This is a genomic window from Fibrella musci (assembly GCF_041321105.1).
In the GTDB taxonomy this organism is placed as follows: Bacteria; Bacteroidota; Bacteroidia; order Cytophagales; family Spirosomataceae; genus Fibrella; species Fibrella musci.
Genome location: NZ_JBGGWD010000004.1, coordinates 403,709 through 418,183 on the forward strand (window position 1 = coordinate 403,709; position 14,475 = coordinate 418,183).

15 protein-coding genes, 1 tRNA gene and 1 pseudogene are annotated in these 14,475 nt (G+C 56.4%); 10 read left to right on the forward strand and 7 right to left on the reverse strand.

The features are described 5' to 3' along the window. Window positions 1–119: 119 nt before the first annotated feature. Together atpG and atpA are read right to left on the reverse strand one after the other, a co-directional pair. Window positions 120–1,004: an ATP synthase F1 subunit gamma gene (gene atpG / locus ACAW74_RS14870; protein WP_370698995.1), complete on the reverse strand. Its 885-nt coding sequence runs from the start codon at window positions 1,002–1,004 to the stop codon at window positions 120–122. 92 nt (window positions 1,005–1,096) lie between these two features. Next, on the reverse strand, window positions 1,097–2,671 hold the full coding sequence (atpA, locus tag ACAW74_RS14875) for a F0F1 ATP synthase subunit alpha (protein ID WP_370698996.1): 1,575 nt from the start codon (window positions 2,669–2,671) through the stop codon (window positions 1,097–1,099). Window positions 2,672–2,901: 230 nt separating this feature from the next. On the opposite strand from atpA, the gene ACAW74_RS14880 reads away from it, so the two are divergent. Both ACAW74_RS14880 and ACAW74_RS14885 read left to right on the forward strand, forming a co-directional pair. Further along, on the forward strand, window positions 2,902–3,501 hold the full coding sequence (locus tag ACAW74_RS14880) for a hypothetical protein (protein ID WP_370698997.1): 600 nt from the start codon (window positions 2,902–2,904) through the stop codon (window positions 3,499–3,501). 5 nt (window positions 3,502–3,506) lie between these two features. After that, a complete protein-coding gene (locus ACAW74_RS14885) occupies window positions 3,507–3,980 on the forward strand; it encodes a GNAT family N-acetyltransferase (RefSeq protein ID WP_370698998.1) in 474 nt (157 codons plus the stop codon). Window positions 3,981–4,016: 36 nt separating this feature from the next. Here ACAW74_RS14885 and ACAW74_RS14890 read toward each other — a convergent pair whose 3' ends face one another. Next, window positions 4,017–4,436, reverse strand: a complete 420-nt coding sequence (locus tag ACAW74_RS14890) for a hypothetical protein (protein ID WP_370698999.1) — start codon at window positions 4,434–4,436, stop codon at window positions 4,017–4,019. Between the two features lie 123 nt (window positions 4,437–4,559). On the opposite strand from ACAW74_RS14890, the gene ACAW74_RS14895 reads away from it, so the two are divergent. Together ACAW74_RS14895 and ACAW74_RS14900 are read left to right on the forward strand one after the other, a co-directional pair. After that, on the forward strand, window positions 4,560–5,264 hold the full coding sequence (locus ACAW74_RS14895; RefSeq protein WP_370699000.1) for a hypothetical protein: 705 nt from the start codon (window positions 4,560–4,562) through the stop codon (window positions 5,262–5,264). A 195-nt stretch (window positions 5,265–5,459) separates the two neighbouring features. Further along, window positions 5,460–6,218 carry a hypothetical protein gene (locus tag ACAW74_RS14900; RefSeq protein ID WP_370699001.1) on the forward strand — a complete coding sequence of 253 codons (759 nt, stop codon included), beginning with the start codon at window positions 5,460–5,462 and terminating at the stop codon, window positions 6,216–6,218. On the opposite strand, the gene purN is transcribed toward ACAW74_RS14900, so the two are convergent. Continuing rightward, on the reverse strand, window positions 6,184–6,774 hold the full coding sequence (purN, locus tag ACAW74_RS14905) for a phosphoribosylglycinamide formyltransferase (RefSeq protein WP_370699002.1): 591 nt from the start codon (window positions 6,772–6,774) through the stop codon (window positions 6,184–6,186). The genes ACAW74_RS14900 and purN overlap by 35 nt on opposite strands. Window positions 6,775–7,068: 294 nt before the next feature. Between purN and ACAW74_RS14910 the strand changes: the two genes are divergently transcribed. The 5 genes from ACAW74_RS14910 to ACAW74_RS14930 all read left to right on the forward strand — a co-directional run bounded on the left by ACAW74_RS14910 (window position 7,069) and on the right by ACAW74_RS14930 (window position 11,523). Further along, complete coding sequence (locus ACAW74_RS14910; RefSeq protein WP_370699003.1) at window positions 7,069–7,650, forward strand: diheme cytochrome c-553; 582 nt, start codon at window positions 7,069–7,071, stop codon at window positions 7,648–7,650. A gap of 151 nt (window positions 7,651–7,801) precedes the next feature. Next, window positions 7,802–8,428: an ABC transporter ATP-binding protein gene (locus ACAW74_RS14915; protein WP_370699004.1), complete on the forward strand. Its 627-nt coding sequence runs from the start codon at window positions 7,802–7,804 to the stop codon at window positions 8,426–8,428. Window positions 8,429–8,526: 98 nt separating this feature from the next. Continuing rightward, window positions 8,527–9,240 carry a peptidylprolyl isomerase gene (locus ACAW74_RS14920; RefSeq protein ID WP_370699005.1) on the forward strand — a complete coding sequence of 238 codons (714 nt, stop codon included), beginning with the start codon at window positions 8,527–8,529 and terminating at the stop codon, window positions 9,238–9,240. A gap of 131 nt (window positions 9,241–9,371) precedes the next feature. Beyond that, window positions 9,372–10,268: an SDR family oxidoreductase gene (locus ACAW74_RS14925; protein WP_370699006.1), complete on the forward strand. Its 897-nt coding sequence runs from the start codon at window positions 9,372–9,374 to the stop codon at window positions 10,266–10,268. A gap of 265 nt (window positions 10,269–10,533) precedes the next feature. Then, on the forward strand, window positions 10,534–11,523 hold the full coding sequence (locus ACAW74_RS14930) for a YihY/virulence factor BrkB family protein (RefSeq protein ID WP_370699283.1): 990 nt from the start codon (window positions 10,534–10,536) through the stop codon (window positions 11,521–11,523). Between the two features lie 187 nt (window positions 11,524–11,710). Here the strand turns inward: ACAW74_RS14930 and ACAW74_RS14935 are convergent, their stop codons facing one another. Continuing rightward, window positions 11,711–11,989: a sensor histidine kinase gene (locus ACAW74_RS14935; protein WP_441656239.1), complete on the reverse strand. Its 279-nt coding sequence runs from the start codon at window positions 11,987–11,989 to the stop codon at window positions 11,711–11,713. A gap of 439 nt (window positions 11,990–12,428) precedes the next feature. Between ACAW74_RS14935 and ACAW74_RS28695 the strand changes: the two are divergent. Beyond that, a pseudogene (locus ACAW74_RS28695) lies at window positions 12,429–12,668 on the forward strand (beta barrel domain-containing protein); the annotation flags it as partial. A gap of 108 nt (window positions 12,669–12,776) precedes the next feature. Here the strand turns inward: ACAW74_RS28695 and ACAW74_RS14945 are convergent. Continuing rightward, complete coding sequence (locus ACAW74_RS14945) at window positions 12,777–14,150, reverse strand: Gfo/Idh/MocA family protein (protein WP_370699008.1); 1,374 nt, start codon at window positions 14,148–14,150, stop codon at window positions 12,777–12,779. A 200-nt stretch (window positions 14,151–14,350) separates the two neighbouring features. After that, window positions 14,351–14,425, reverse strand: a tRNA-Val gene (locus ACAW74_RS14950). Window positions 14,426–14,475 lie beyond the last annotated feature (50 nt).

Genomic DNA, 14,475 nt, shown 5'->3' on the forward strand with positions numbered 1-14,475 from the left:
TACGGGATCGGGCGTTGGCTCCCTCACGATACCGGAAGCTACCCCCAATTACGCAAAAAACCCGCTACCAAAGCTGGTAGCGGGTTTCCAAATCGATATTGGTGTCGTATTCGATGAAATTACTCACTGGCAAGCGCTTCGGCACCACCCACGATTTCGAGAATCTCTTTCGTAATGGCAGCCTGACGCGTACGGTTGTAGACGAGTTTCAACTCTTTCAGCAGCTCACCGGCGTTCTCGGTGGCTTTGTCCATCGCGGTCATCCGCGCGCCGTGTTCCGAAGCGTTTGATTCCAGCACGGCTTTGTAGAGTTGAATCTTCAATGTTTTCGGAATCAGCTCCGATACGATCTGCTCTTCGTCGGGTTCAAACGTGTAGTTCACGTTGGCGGTTACCCCGGCGGGTGCAGGCGTCGGCACGATCGGCAGCATCTGCTCGACGCGGATGATCTGCGTCGCTACGTTTTTGAACTCGTTATACACGATTTCAACCACGTCGAACTGACCGGCCACAAACGCTTCCATGGCTTCTTCGGCCGCCTCACGGACGGTAGAGAAGCTCAGCGAACCGAAGGCATCAATGTGGTTGGTATTGACGCTGAACCCCCGACGCTGCATGCCCTCGCCACCTTTCTTACCGATGGCCATGACTTTCACGTTGCCCCGGCGTGCCTGCTCGGCATACCGCTCATTGATACGAGCCACGGCGGCTTTCACCACGTTGGTGTTAAACGCGCCGCAAAGACCCCGATCCGACGTTACCAGAATCAGCAGTACGTTCTGGATAGGACGTACCTGCTTGTAGGGGCTATCGGCGGCGGCTTCGGCACCGGCCGATACCGTACCGAGCATTTCGCTCAATTTCTGGGCGTAAGGGCGCATCTGCGTGATCGCATCCTGTGCCCGCCGCAGCTTGGCCGCCGCCACCATTTTCATGGCTTTGGTGATCTGCTGCGTCGAGTTGACCGACACGATCCGGTTGCGTACTTCCTTTAAACTGGGCATGATTGGATAGTTTAAAGTCCAGTGTTCAAGGTTCAACGTGACCGTGTGACTGGCAACGTTGAACCTTGAACCTTAAACCTTGAACGTGTTTCTTAATATCGCGCTGACAGGTCAGCGGCTACTTTGCGGATGGCGGCGGTGGCCGTGTCGCTCAGATTTCCTTTGCGGAGATCGGTCAGCGCATCGGCGTGCTGCGATTCGAGCAGCATGTTGAACTCCGACTCAAATGCCTTCACTTTATCGACGGGTACCTTGTCGAGCAGGCCGTTGGTCGAGGCGTAGATGATGGCAACCTGCTGCTCAACCGATACGGGTGAGTATTGCGGCTGCTTCAGCATCTCCTGGTTCCGGCGACCGCGGTCGATGGTCAGTTTGGTTGAGGCGTCAAGGTCAGAACCGAACTTGGCAAACGCTTCCAGCTCGCGGAACTGCGCCTGATCGAGTTTCAGCGTACCGGCTACCTTTTTCATCGACTTGATCTGCGCGTTACCACCTACGCGTGATACCGAGATACCTACGTTGATGGCGGGGCGGATACCGGCGTTAAACAGGTTCGACTCCAGGAAGATCTGACCGTCGGTGATCGAAATTACGTTGGTCGGAATGTAGGCCGATACGTCACCTGCCTGCGTTTCGATGATCGGCAGGGCCGTCAGTGAACCACCTCCTTTCACCTTGTCTTTCAGGCTCGGCGGCAGGTCATTCATGTTCCGGGCGATGTCGTCGTTGGCGTTCACCTTAGCGGCCCGCTCGAGCAGGCGGCTGTGCAGGTAGAACACGTCACCGGGGTAGGCTTCGCGGCCTGGCGGACGACGCAGCAGCAGCGATACCTCACGGTAAGCAACGGCCTGTTTCGACAGGTCATCATATACCACGAGGGCAGGGCGGCCCGTGTCGCGGAAGTACTCACCGATGGCGGCACCCGTAAACGGCGCAAAGAACTGCATCGGCGAGGGGTCAGAGGCGGCCGCCGCTACGATTACCGTGTAATCCATCGCACCGGCTTTGCGCAGCGTCGCTTCGATCTGCTTGATCGTCGAGGCTTTCTGGCCGCAGGCTACGTAGATACAGTAAACGGGTTCGCCTTTGTCGTAAAATTCTCTCTGGTTGATGATCGTATCGATGGCCACGGCGGTTTTACCCGTCTGACGGTCACCGATGATCAGTTCGCGCTGACCCCGACCGATGGGAATCATAGCGTCGATGGCTTTGATACCCGTTTGCAGCGGTTCGTTTACCGGCTGACGGTAAATAACGCCGGGGGCTTTACGCTCGAGGGGCATCGCGTAGGTTTCGCCCTGGATGGGGCCGTTGCCGTCGATCGGCAGACCCAGCGTGTTAACCACGCGGCCAAGGATACCTTCGCCCACGTTGACGTAGGCAATCTGGTTGGTGCGCTTAACGGTGTCGCCTTCCTTTACTTCCGAGTAATCGCCGAGCAATACTGCACCGACGTTATCTTCTTCAAGGTTAAGGGCGAGGGCTTGCAAACCGTTGTTGAAAGCGAGCAACTCACCGGCCTGTACTTTAGACAAACCGTAGATACGCGCCACACCGTCGCCGATCTGCAGCACCGTACCCACTTCTTCGAGTTCGGCTTCGGTTTGCGCCCCGGCAAGCTGGGCACGAAGGATAGCCGATACCTCATCGGGTCTTACGGACACCATATAGTCTGAGTAATCGTTAGTTAGTGATCAATTTTCGGGCGCAAAGGTAAGGTTAAAATTTGATAAATCAGCGATTACGACTCAACATTGAACGTGTTTATTAGACTTTTCTAAGAATTCGCCCCGTAAAAAATGGGCGGACGGACATGACGAAAATTCCCGGTTAGCTTTGGGTGGTTTCGTTGCTTTATTTTTGTTAGACACCTTACCTTTTGGTGATCAACCGTAGCATGCGTCGTTCCGTTGACTCAGTTCGCCTTTCTGCTTGTCATCGTGTTGTCTGGTGGGCACTGGTCGGCTGGTTAACGGGCCTGTCGAACCTGCTTCTGGCTCAGGCACACGGTCCGGATGTGTATCAGGCTCGTGTCGTCACCACCACCGGTCAGCACGTTCGCGGCGTGCTTCAGGATGTCGACTCCTATGGCGTGTATCTGACAAAGACAACCCGCAACCAATTTGCTCCGGATACATACATTCCGATCGATCAGATTCGGAAGGTAGTGGTGGTGCGTAAACAGAAAAAAAGCCTGCAAGTGGTGGGAGCGGCTATCGGGGCCGTTGCGCTCGGGTTTGTCTCCTACGAAGCGCTGAAGAAAAACCCACCCCGGTCTGACATCTCGTATGGTCTGACGCTCACGTTTTCGGCCGCGGCCGGTGCCGCTATCGGCTACGCAGTGGGTAGTGGGGCCAATGCGCTATTCGATCAGGTGAACCGGCGTGTTTTCAGGCCGGCTTATCCCGGCGATTCGACGACGCTGGTTCAGCAGCTGCAACCGTTCTGCGAACGCTACCGGCAGGAGTTATTTGACCGCAAACCCACGACTAACTAACCTGAATGAAGCCAGCCGCGCCCGCCGCCTTACAGTACAGAATAGCCACCGAAGCCGATTTGGCCGATATCGTCGGTATGCTCGCCGACGACCCGCTGGGGAAACGGCGGGAGGCGTTTCAATTACCGTTACCGGCAACGTACCTGGCGGCCTTCGAACGGATTCGTACCGACCCGCAGCAGGAACTGACCGTTGTGGAGCAGGCCGGGGTAATCGTGGGTACGTTCCAGCTAAGCTTTATTCAGTACCTGACGTATCAGGGCGGCGTGCGGGCGCAAATCGAAGCCGTGCACGTTCGGTCGGGGTATCGGGGGCAGGGTATCGGTGCGGCGATTTTCCGCTATGCGATAGAACGAGCCAGGGCGCGGGGTGCTCATCTGCTACAGTTGACAACCGATAAACAGCGCCCCGATGCCCGTCGCTTTTACGAATCGCTGGGTTTCGTGGCGTCGCACGAGGGCATGAAGCTACCGTTGTAGCGATCACGGCAGCGTACGGAGGGGAAGTAGCGTCAGTTAATTCGCCGAATATTCCTGCTTGTATTTCACGGCCAGTCCTTCGAGCGAGTAGCCGTTGGCGGTGGCTGTCGTATAATACTGGTATTTCACGTTGACGAGCGCATCGGCCCCCAACCGCTGTGCCTGAAGCGTCAGCTTACCCATCAGCGCATCTTTGTCGAGCATCGTATTGCCCCGGTCGAGCATCCGGCCACCACGTACCCGCTGCTTGGCCTGCAAGGGCACTTCCTCCGAGATCGTCAGGAACTTCAATTCATCATAGGGGCGAGTAGGTTGCTGCTGCCCGTAAAACAATTCGACGGGATATTTAGGGCCCGTAGAGATGGGAATCGCCGGTCGGAAGCAGCCCGTCAGAAAGCAAAGCAGTAGCCCTGTTAAGTAACCAATAAATCGTATCGAAAGAATTGGAAGTCTCATGAGAATGTGTTTGTTTGCTCTACAGTCGGGCGATTGAACTAAGTTAATCGATGCGGACCTACTATTGATACCTACTACGCGCTGTCCAACGAAGGTCAGAGGAATTTGGCCTCTCTTATTCACATGAGTATTCGCTTACCGCTGTTTTGTGTGCTCTCGTGCCTGCTACAACCCGACGGGGTTGCGCAGACGTTCCACGAAAAGTACGAAACGATGGCTAAAGGTCCGGCGCCCCGGCCGGAAAGCCGACCCGTTGCCCTGAGCGTAACCCCGGCTGTGGCACGGCCCTGGGTGAGGTTGATGGGGCAACTGGAAACCGACGGTAAGATAAAACTGCGCTGGCACACCAATTACGCTAAGGCTACCCGGTCTTTCCGGGTCGAGCGCTCGGCCGACGGCCTGGAGTGGAATGCTCTGGGCGAGGTCAACAGCACCGATTCTATTCAGCGAAACGCGTATCAATTTGTCGACGAGGCGCCCGTCCGGACGGCAGTTTACCGGCTACAGAGCAAATACGACGATGGCAGTACCCCTTACTCAGCGGTACTGTCGGTCGTAAACCCGCGCCATGCCAGTCAGCCGGTTTTGTATTATAGCATCGATCAGCGGGTGGTGCTGATCGGCCTGGAGCCGATGAACCTGATTTACCCGCTTACGGCAAACCTATATGCCGAATCGGGCCGGCTGCTCTGTTATGATACCATTCCACCTCAAGCCGACGAATTCCGAATCGACGTACCGGCGACAAGAGAAAGCGCGGTGAAGGTACAGATTGTCGACGGTGCCCACCGGGTGGTAACCGTTCGCCGAATTTGGTTGTCTAAATAAAATTCGGCCGGTGCAACAGACTGCGCCCCCCTCAGCGTACTACCATTTACACACTTATCGGGTCGATAATTGCCATCAATACCAGGGAAATCGTATGTTTGGTTTACTGCGAGTTACTTAGCAGTGCCAATCCCCGTTCGTCGTGCTTTATTCATCGGGTTATGAACAATACGAACAAAGTGTCTGATCGTTCCCATGATTGCACGTCTACTGTTGTTGTGTACACTGCTTGGCTACCGACCGGTCGGTAGTTACGCGCAGGGGTTTATTGCGCCCACGATGGCTGTATCTTATGAAGGTAAAGCCAGTACGAACCTCAAAGCGATAGCGGCCGCCGCGACCACGCCGCCCCCCGCGCCCGAACTGGTACGTCCCTGGGTACGTTTGAACGCCCGCCCCGACGCCGACGGTACCGTGCGTGTGCTCTGGCAAACCCACCCCAAACAAGTGAACAAAACGTTTCTGCTGGAACGCTCTGGTGATGGCCTGACCTGGGAGCCGTTGGGACAAGTAAACGGCAGCGAAACTACCACCCAGAAAAACAGCTATGAGTTCACGGCGGCCCAGCCGTCGGCTACCGAAAGCTACCGGCTATCCTGCCTGCTGGCCGACAACACGAAGCTGTATTCGCCGGTCGTAACGCTGATCAGCACCAGTCAGCCGCATCAGGCAGTTCGGTATTATACGGCCCAGCAGAGCGCCATCTCGGTGGGCTTTTTACCCAACCGGATCACATTTCCGGTAACAGTCAATGTTTATACCGCCGCCGGATCAATGCTTTGCTACGATAGCTTGGCCAAACCCGCCAACGAATTTACCGCAGAACTGCCTGCCACGAAAGAAACGGCGCTGCGGTTGCAGGTGGTCGATGGCTCGAATCGGGTGGTGCTGATGCGCAACGTACCTATGCCCGCCGCCCTCACGCCCGACGTTGCGTCAGCACCTCGCCAATAACGCGGGGATAGTGGTCATACTCCAGTTGGTGTACTTTCTGCGCCACATCGTCGGGGGAGTCGGTGGGTAATACGGGGCAGGGGGCCTGAAAGATGATCTGCCCTTCGTCGTAGTGTTCGTTGACGAAATGGATGGTAATGCCCGACTGGGTCTCGCCCGCCGCCACGACCGCCTCATGCACATGCTGCCCATACATGCCCTTGCCGCCAAATTTGGGCAACAGGGCCGGGTGAATATTGACGATCTGCCCCGGAAATGCCTGTACCAGGGCGGGGGGCACCAGCCACATGAAGCCTGCCAGCACAACCAGATCAATGGCCTGGGCTTGCAGCAACTCGACTACCCGGCTGGTCTGGTAAAAACCGGGTCGGTCGAATACCAGCACCGGCACATGCTGCTCGCAGCCAAAGCCACGCCGGGCCCGGTCGATCACCCCGGCCTTGGGGTTGTTGGTCAGAATAAGCGACACCGTTACGTCGGGTGAGGCCGCAAAGTGGCGGGTAATCTGTTCGGCGTTGCTGCCCGAACCGGACGCGAAAATGGCGATACGTTGCATAAAGGGGATACAGTGTAAGCGATAAAGGATGAGCGATGAGTGGGTGTGCAAAAGTAGGGGAGGCTATCCAGAACGCCGCGTCAGCCGCAGCGGCGAGGTTAGACCATAAGACTGTCTTACTGGTAAATCACTATTAGTTAGTGTGTTGGCTGAGCGTAACTAGCGGAATAGAGAGCTGGCATTGGCGAAGCATCGTGTGCGTGCAACCGCTCAATCAATGCCTACGACGCTCAATAGATACCCAAATTCACCAACGTACTGGTTAGCTATTTTAGGGATAAACTCTCCTTCACTATGAAAGTACAGACCCTGCTTACCGCCGCTTCGCTGGTGGCTGCCAGTACGCTTCTGTCGTTCCATGGTGGCGAAACGCCGCCGCCGTCGAAGACGCCCCCGCCCTATACCCGCACCCAGATCGAAAAAGGTAAATACCTAGTGGGGATTATGGGGTGCCGCGACTGCCATTCGCCCAAGACCATGACGCCAAAAGGCCCTGCACCCGATCTGTCCCGCGACCTGTCGGGACACCCGGCGTCGATGCCTCTGGGCAAAGTCAACAAAGAAGCGATGGCCGACTGGGTGCTGTTCAATGCCATGAGCACGGCCGCCGCGGGCCCCTGGGGTGTATCGTTCTCGGCGAATCTGACCCCCGACGCAACCGGCATCGGAAGCTGGTCAGAAGAGCAATTCGTCATTGCGCTTACCGAAGGCAAGAGCAAGGGAATGCGCACGGCCCGCCCTCTGCTTCCCCCCATGCCCTGGCAGAACTATGTAGACATGAAGCGCGACGACATCGTTGCCATGTTTGCGTACCTGAAAAGCATCAAGCCCATCGAAAACGTGGTGCCGCAGCCAATCACACCCGATAAACTGTAGCGATCAGCCGTAGGCAACGTACCCAACGCCTCGCCTGCTGGCCAACGAATCGACCTTCGGTGTAGCCGAGACGGGCCAAGGCGTTGGGTACGTTGCCTTAGCCATTACCTTTGCGCCGGGTACGTCCATTGTGGGTACGTGCCCGGCGTTTATGCTCTCTACGCAACAGCTCACGTTTTCGTATTCTCCATCCAAACGCTTTCAGTTCCCCGACGTTCACTGCGCCGACCGCGACGCCCTGCTGATTTTGGGTCGGTCTGGAACCGGTAAGACCACGTTTCTGCATTTGTTGGCCTTGCTGCTCAAACCCGATGCGGGACGGGTGGTCATTAACGACACGGATCTGACAACGCTATCGCCCGCACAGACGGCGGCGTTTCGGGCGCAGCATGTGGGGCTCGTTTACCAGAAACCGCATTTTGTGAGTGCGTTATCGGTGATGGACAATCTGCTGCTGGCGAATTACCTCGCCAATAAAACACAGGCGCGTGACCGCGCCGAGCAACTGGCCACACAGCTTGGCTTTGCTGAACACCTGGGCAAGAAAACGGCGCAGATGAGTCAGGGTGAGCAGCAACGGGTGAGCATTGCCCGGGCGATGATGAACCAGCCGACCTTGATTTTGGCCGATGAACCGACCTCCAGCCTTGACGACGCCAACGCCGACCGGGTCATCAACCTGTTGCGCGCCCAATCGGATCAGATCGGGGCGAGTCTGGTGGTGGTTACGCACGATCAACGCCTCAAAGACGCTTTTACCAACCGGGTCATTTTATAATAATCTACGGTCCGCTGTGCTCAGGTACGTTGCCAACTTCCGAAGAATCGGGAAAACAGCCGACTGTGAACAGTAAACCGACGACTTACTCTTTGTTTATGCGCCTTCTACTGGTCAGTATTGCCTTATTGCTTGCGACGGTTGCCTTTGGGCAGAACACGCGCAAGAAAGATTACCTGGTGGAGATCAAAACGGATTTGGGCAAAATTCATCTGATTCTGTTTGAACAGACACCCAAACACCGCGAAAACTTCATCAAACTGGTGAAAGAAGGCTATTACAACGACGTGCTGTTTCACCGGGTCATCGACAAGTTCATGATTCAGGGTGGTGATCCCGACTCGAAAACGGCGGTCGCCGGGCAGGCGCTGGGTAGTGGCGACGCCGGCTATACCATTCCGGCCGAGTTTCTGCCTACGCTGTTTCACCGCAAAGGGGCCGTCGCCGCCGCGCGCGACAACAACCCGCAGAAGGCATCGAGTGGGGCGCAGTTCTACATCGTGCAGGGGCGCGTCTGGAACGAGGAAGACCTGCAAAAACAGATTGATCGGGGCCACACCCGCGCACCGGAACGCATCTATACCGACGAGCAGAAGCAGGTATATAAAACCCTTGGCGGCACCCCCCACCTCGACGGCAGTTATACCGTGTTTGGGCAAATTCTGGATGGCTACGACGTGGTCGATGCCATTGCCCGCCAACCCCGCGATGCCAAAGACCGCCCGCTCAAAGACATCCGGATGCAGGCAAAAGGCAAATGGGTGCGCAAGAAAAAGATCACCAAACTCTACGATTACACCTACGAACCATAATACCCCACCCCTGGCCCCTCCCCTTGAAATAAGGGGAGGGGGACTGCGCTACAGTAGGGATCGCCCCAAAGGCAGAGCACTCCCCCCTCCCCTGTATTTCAGGGGAGGGGTCGGGGGTGGGGTCAAACTATATGAAGAAGATTCTGATTACCGGGGCCAATGGCCTGCTTGGACAAAAACTGGTGGCGCTGCTGGCCAATCAGCCTGATGTGGAACTGACGGCAACGGCGCGGGGAACCAACCGCCTGCCCCATGCTGAAGGCTACACCTATCAGGCGATGGACATCACCAACCGCGATGAGGTACTCAGCGTAATCGGTCAGGTACGTCCCGATGCGGTTATCCACGGGGCTGCCATGACCGATGTGGATAAGTGCGAGCTAGACAAAGATGCCTGCTGGGCGCAGAACGTAACCGCCGTCGAGTACATCGTGGAAGCCTGCCGGGCTACCAACGCGTTCCTCTGCCACGTGTCGACCGATTTTATTTTCGACGGGGCGGCGGGACCGTATACCGAAGAGGCCGAAGGAAACCCCATCAGCTTCTACGGCTGGAGCAAATACGCCGCCGAGAAAGTGGTGATGAACTCGGGGCTGCGCTGGGCCATTGCCCGTACGGTGCTTGTTTACGGCATTGCCCACGACATGAGCCGCAGCAATATCATCCTGTGGGTGAAAAAATCGCTTGAAGACGGCAAAACCATCAACGTGGTGACCGATCAGTTCCGCAGCCCTACGCTGGCCGAAGATCTGGCGGCGGGTTGTGCGCTCATCGCCCAGCAGGAAGCCGAAGGCATCTTCAATATTTCGGGCAGCGATGTGCTGACGCCCTATGAGATGGCTATTCAAACAGCCGACTATTTCAGCCTCGATAAATCGCTGATCAAGCCGGCCGATGGCAGCACCTTCCGGCAAACGGCCCGCCGCCCGCCCCGCACGGGTTTCGTGATCGATAAAGCGCGTACGGTGTTAGGTTACAGCCCGCGTTCGTTCAGCGAAGGCATTGCCGTGCTGGCGGGGCAACTGTAGCCTTCCGCGCCGCCTAAGGCCATACCAGCTAACCTAAAAGCCAGTCTATCAGCGCGTAGACTGGCTTTTTTGTGCTTTTTTCATTGCCTCGGTAAACCGTTCCGCCCGTAACAACTTGGGGGTAGCGGGGTTATTCATGCAGGGAGTCACGAAAGGCGCGTGCCAGTGTGGCCGCCAGGACTCCTGCCATTAGACGTAACCTAAACTGCATATGAGCAATCTGTTAGCCCGATTCTACAAGACGCTCTTTGCTGACTCGATACCGATGACAAGTACGACAAGTAAACCGGATACCAGCGAAAAGAGCTTCTTCAGCAGCGCCTGGACCGTCCTCCGTGATGCCTTTAATGGGTTTATGGACGACCGTTGCCTGAAACTGAGCGCGTCGCTAGCCTACTATACCATTTTCTCGCTGTCGCCCCTGCTGGTGCTGATGATCTCCCTGGCGAGCATTTTTCTGGGCGAAGAAGCCATCCGGGGGCAGATTTTTGGGCAGATCAACGGGCTGGTAGGCAACGAGGCCGCCAAACAGATTCAGGACATGATCAAAAGCGTGGAGCTGTCCAACAAAACCAGCACCGCGCTAGTAGTGGGTATCGTTACCTTGCTGATTGGGGCCACCAGTATTTTTATCGAAATTCAGGATTCGGTCAACATCATCTGGCGGGTGAAAGCCAAACCGAAACGGGGCTGGCTCAAGATGCTGAAAGACCGGCTGCTGTCGTCGTCGCTTATCGTTAGCCTGGGTTTTCTGTTGCTGGTGTCGTTACTCGTCAACGGGTTGATTCTGGCCCTGAGCGATCAGCTCACCCGCATTCTGCCCGGCCTGAGCGTTTATCTGGTGAGTGCCATCAATTTCTGCATCAGTACCGCCGTTATCACCGTGCTGTTCGGGGTAATTTTCAAAGTGTTGCCCGACGCCAAAATCGCCTGGAAAGATGTGCGGTGGGGTGCCATTTTCACGGCGCTGCTCTTCATGCTGGGTCGTTACCTCATCGGCCTCTACATCGACACCAGCGGTACCAGCTCGACCTACGGCGCGGCAGGTTCGCTCATCGTGATTCTGACCTGGATCTACTACACGGCGGCTATCCTGTATTTCGGAGCCGAGTTTACACAGGCCTACGCCAACCATTACGGCATTAGGATCGAACCCGCCGACTACGCGGTTTACGTCGAACAAACCGAACGGGAACGCGACGTGGCGGCCATCCCGATCGAACACAAAGTGGAAGCAGTCAAGAAAAAAGACTAGCTGCCAACGTACCTGACCAGTCAGGTACGTTGGCGGATATCGCTCCAAAAAAAAATATGCATGAAGCGAAATCCAGACGCGCCACTTTATCGTAAATGGGTCGGAGCATGAGGCTCTACCAATGCTAATTAAAAAGACCGCCACAGGTTTGAGGCGGTCTTTTTGCGTTGAATGAGATTATTCTGGTCTAAATGGCTGGCAGATAGACGCTAAACGTAGCACCACGACCCGGCTGGCTGCTGGCGCTTATGATGGCCCCACCGTGGTTTTCGGCTACCTTCTGGCAAATGGCCAGTCCGATGCCTGTGCCGGGATAATTGGCCCGGCTGTGCAGGCGCTGGAAGGCCTGGAAAATCCGAAGCGTGTATTTTTCGTCGAAGCCAATGCCATTGTCGATCACGTCGATCCGGTAGTAGGTGGCGGCGTAACGGGTGAGCTTTACCGACGCAGGTACGTCGACCGCCACCGACGGTTCATGCCAATGGTAAGGAAGTCCAGACCGACAAGGCGACCATCTGGTAGAAAGGCGGCTCAGGCCATACCTACTTTATGACGTTGCCACGCTTATCCGTTACGCACAGATCGGTCAACCAGGGGAGGGGCTACTGCCCATTTTTTGGCGCCCGTTGCCAGGCCGAGGGCATATAGCTGCTTATGCCAGGTGGTTAACTAAATAGCGTTGTAGCCGGGCGCCATATGAGCGTAGCCTGTCGGCGGTTCCTGCGTAGAGTGCATCATCAGCATCCACAGATGCAGACGGAGCGCCATTCATTTGGTGGTTTCCCGGCTAAAATACGCGTAGTTAGTAGGGCCGACCAATCAGAAACGATAAGGTATACATTAAGCAAGGGTCGGTTTCAGGCGTTTATCAACGAAAGACGCCTTATGCCTAGCTGAAGAGATTGATGAAAATAGGAGACTTTATCTACGTCCGTTACATTGGTAATATCCGGCACTGGAGCCGTGATCCGTTTAAGGCTCCCATCACCTGGGTGGGCACCAAACATATCAACGTGGCCATTAATGGCCAGACGGCTCGTTTTGAGCGAGCCACCCTGCGCCACGACAATCAGGGCCATAGCCCATCGTACCAGCTTTTTCTGTCGATGGATGCGTACCGGCAGGAAGTGGAGCTGGCGGAGCTACGAAACCTGATGAACCGCACGGATTTTCTGGCCCTGACGGTTGAGAAGCAGCGTGCGATCAAAGCCAACCGGAACTCGATCTTGCCGAGCGCAGCTGAAGTTGCTGACTTATACACTGTTCGGATGCGGGTGCTTGTAGGGAGCCCGGTAGGTACGTTCGAGCAGCTTGGTTGCCTCCGGGTCACCGACGACGATCCGTTTTTTCGGGTCATACACGAGCGGGCGCCCTACTTTCATCGACAGGTTGGCCAGAATGCAACTGGCCGTGGAAATATGCCCCTCTTCGATGTCGGCGACGGGGCGGCTATTTTTGTCGATCGCATCCAGAAAATTGAGCATGTGCAGCCGGGTGGCCGGGGCGGCGTTCAGCTCGATCTTGGGCTCTGTGGGTTCGGTCAGGTCTTCGGGGTATTTCTCCTTTTCGTAGACCACATCCAGGTGAATCTTCTTCTCTTTGGGGTCGGCGGGGATAAAGTCACACTGCATCGTGCTGGCCCAAAGCGTGCCTTTGTCGCCATAGAGCGTAAACGACCACGGGTAGTCGGGGTTGTTGGGCGTGCCCCAGGTGCGGTGCTGCCAGACGCAGTTGAGCCCGTCGTACTCAAACACCGCCGACTGCGTGTCGCTGATGTTGGATTTGCCTTCTTTCTGCACGTAAATGCCGCCCTCGGAACTGATGCGCTTCGGCCAGCCCAGCCCGAGCATCCACCGGACCGCGTCGAGCATGTGCACGCACATATCGCCGACGACGCCGTTGCCGTATTCTGTAAACGTCCGCCACCAGCGCACGTGCGGAATGCCGTCGTAGGGCCGCAAGGGAGCCGGTCCGGTCCAGCGTTCGTAATCCAGAAAGTCGGGGACGGGTTGCACCGGCGGGTTGCCATTGGCCCGCATGTGGTAGTAGCAGCACATCTCCACGTGCGACACCTTGCCCAGTAGTCCGGCCTCCACAATGTCGCGCTTGGCCGTAATAAGGTGGGGCGTGCTTTTCCGCTGCGTACCCACCTGCACCACTTTCTTATATTTGCGGGCCGCCGCCACCATCGCTTCGCCTTCCATGACGTCGACGCTGATGGGTTTCTGCACGTAGACGTGCGATCCGGTTTTTACGGCGTCGATCATCTGCAGCGCGTGCCAGTGGTCGGGCGTGCCGATCAGCACAATGTCCAGCTCGTTTTCGGCCAGCATCTTCTGGTAATCGGCGTAGAGCCGGGGCGTCTTGCCCGACTTCTGCCGCTGACTGACGAGCTGACCCGCTTTCGCCAGCATGTTCTTATCGACGTCGCACAGGGCCACTACCTCGACCGGCACCACCTGCACCAGCCGGAGCAGGTCGCTCTTGCCGTACCAGCCCGTACCGATCAGCCCCACGCGCAAGGTTTTCGTCGGGTGAATAAGATCCAGGCCGCGGGCGCCAAAGGTAGAGAGAGCGAGGGCGGCCGTAGTGCCCTGCATAAACCGGCGCCGATTGATATTGAACATACACGTTGACTGTTAGCCGTCGTCAACAGCGGTCGTTGACGAGGAAGGGTTCAGCCAGTAAAGGCACTCAACACCGCCGTTTACCTGAATGGCGTAGCTGTTGATAGACAATTGCGCACGCTTAAGCTCATCAAAGTAATAACTTACCCAGACGCAAAAAAGCCAGTTAACATGGCTGCTAACTGGCTGATAATTTGTTGTGGGAGTTGAGGGATTCGAACCCCCGACCCTCTGCTTGTAAGGCAGATGCTCTGAACCAACTGAGCTAAACTCCCTTGCCGCTGCGGTGTCTTCTTCCGTTTTGGTGGTGCAAAGATAGGGGCCT

What these genes read in the sequence shown, in the direction of transcription:
- ACAW74_RS14945 (WP_370699008.1), bottom strand. Translation starts at nt 14,150, where the DNA reads ATGTTCAATATCAATCGGCGCCGGTTTATGCAGGGCACTACGGCCGCC.
- ACAW74_RS14925 (WP_370699006.1), top strand. Translation starts at nt 9,372, where the DNA reads ATGAAGAAGATTCTGATTACCGGGGCCAATGGCCTGCTTGGACAAAAA.
- ACAW74_RS14890 (WP_370698999.1), bottom strand. Translation starts at nt 4,436, where the DNA reads ATGAGACTTCCAATTCTTTCGATACGATTTATTGGTTACTTAACAGGG.
- ACAW74_RS14895 (WP_370699000.1), top strand. Translation starts at nt 4,560, where the DNA reads ATGAGTATTCGCTTACCGCTGTTTTGTGTGCTCTCGTGCCTGCTACAA.
- ACAW74_RS14915 (WP_370699004.1), top strand. Translation starts at nt 7,802, where the DNA reads ATGCTCTCTACGCAACAGCTCACGTTTTCGTATTCTCCATCCAAACGC.
- ACAW74_RS14900 (WP_370699001.1), top strand. Translation starts at nt 5,460, where the DNA reads ATGATTGCACGTCTACTGTTGTTGTGTACACTGCTTGGCTACCGACCG.
- ACAW74_RS14885 (WP_370698998.1), top strand. Translation starts at nt 3,507, where the DNA reads ATGAAGCCAGCCGCGCCCGCCGCCTTACAGTACAGAATAGCCACCGAA.
- ACAW74_RS14880 (WP_370698997.1), top strand. Translation starts at nt 2,902, where the DNA reads ATGCGTCGTTCCGTTGACTCAGTTCGCCTTTCTGCTTGTCATCGTGTT.
- atpG (WP_370698995.1), bottom strand. Translation starts at nt 1,004, where the DNA reads ATGCCCAGTTTAAAGGAAGTACGCAACCGGATCGTGTCGGTCAACTCG.
- ACAW74_RS14920 (WP_370699005.1), top strand. Translation starts at nt 8,527, where the DNA reads ATGCGCCTTCTACTGGTCAGTATTGCCTTATTGCTTGCGACGGTTGCC.
- atpA (WP_370698996.1), bottom strand. Translation starts at nt 2,671, where the DNA reads ATGGTGTCCGTAAGACCCGATGAGGTATCGGCTATCCTTCGTGCCCAG.
- purN (WP_370699002.1), bottom strand. Translation starts at nt 6,774, where the DNA reads ATGCAACGTATCGCCATTTTCGCGTCCGGTTCGGGCAGCAACGCCGAA.
- ACAW74_RS14930 (WP_370699283.1), top strand. Translation starts at nt 10,534, where the DNA reads ATGACAAGTACGACAAGTAAACCGGATACCAGCGAAAAGAGCTTCTTC.
- ACAW74_RS14910 (WP_370699003.1), top strand. Translation starts at nt 7,069, where the DNA reads ATGAAAGTACAGACCCTGCTTACCGCCGCTTCGCTGGTGGCTGCCAGT.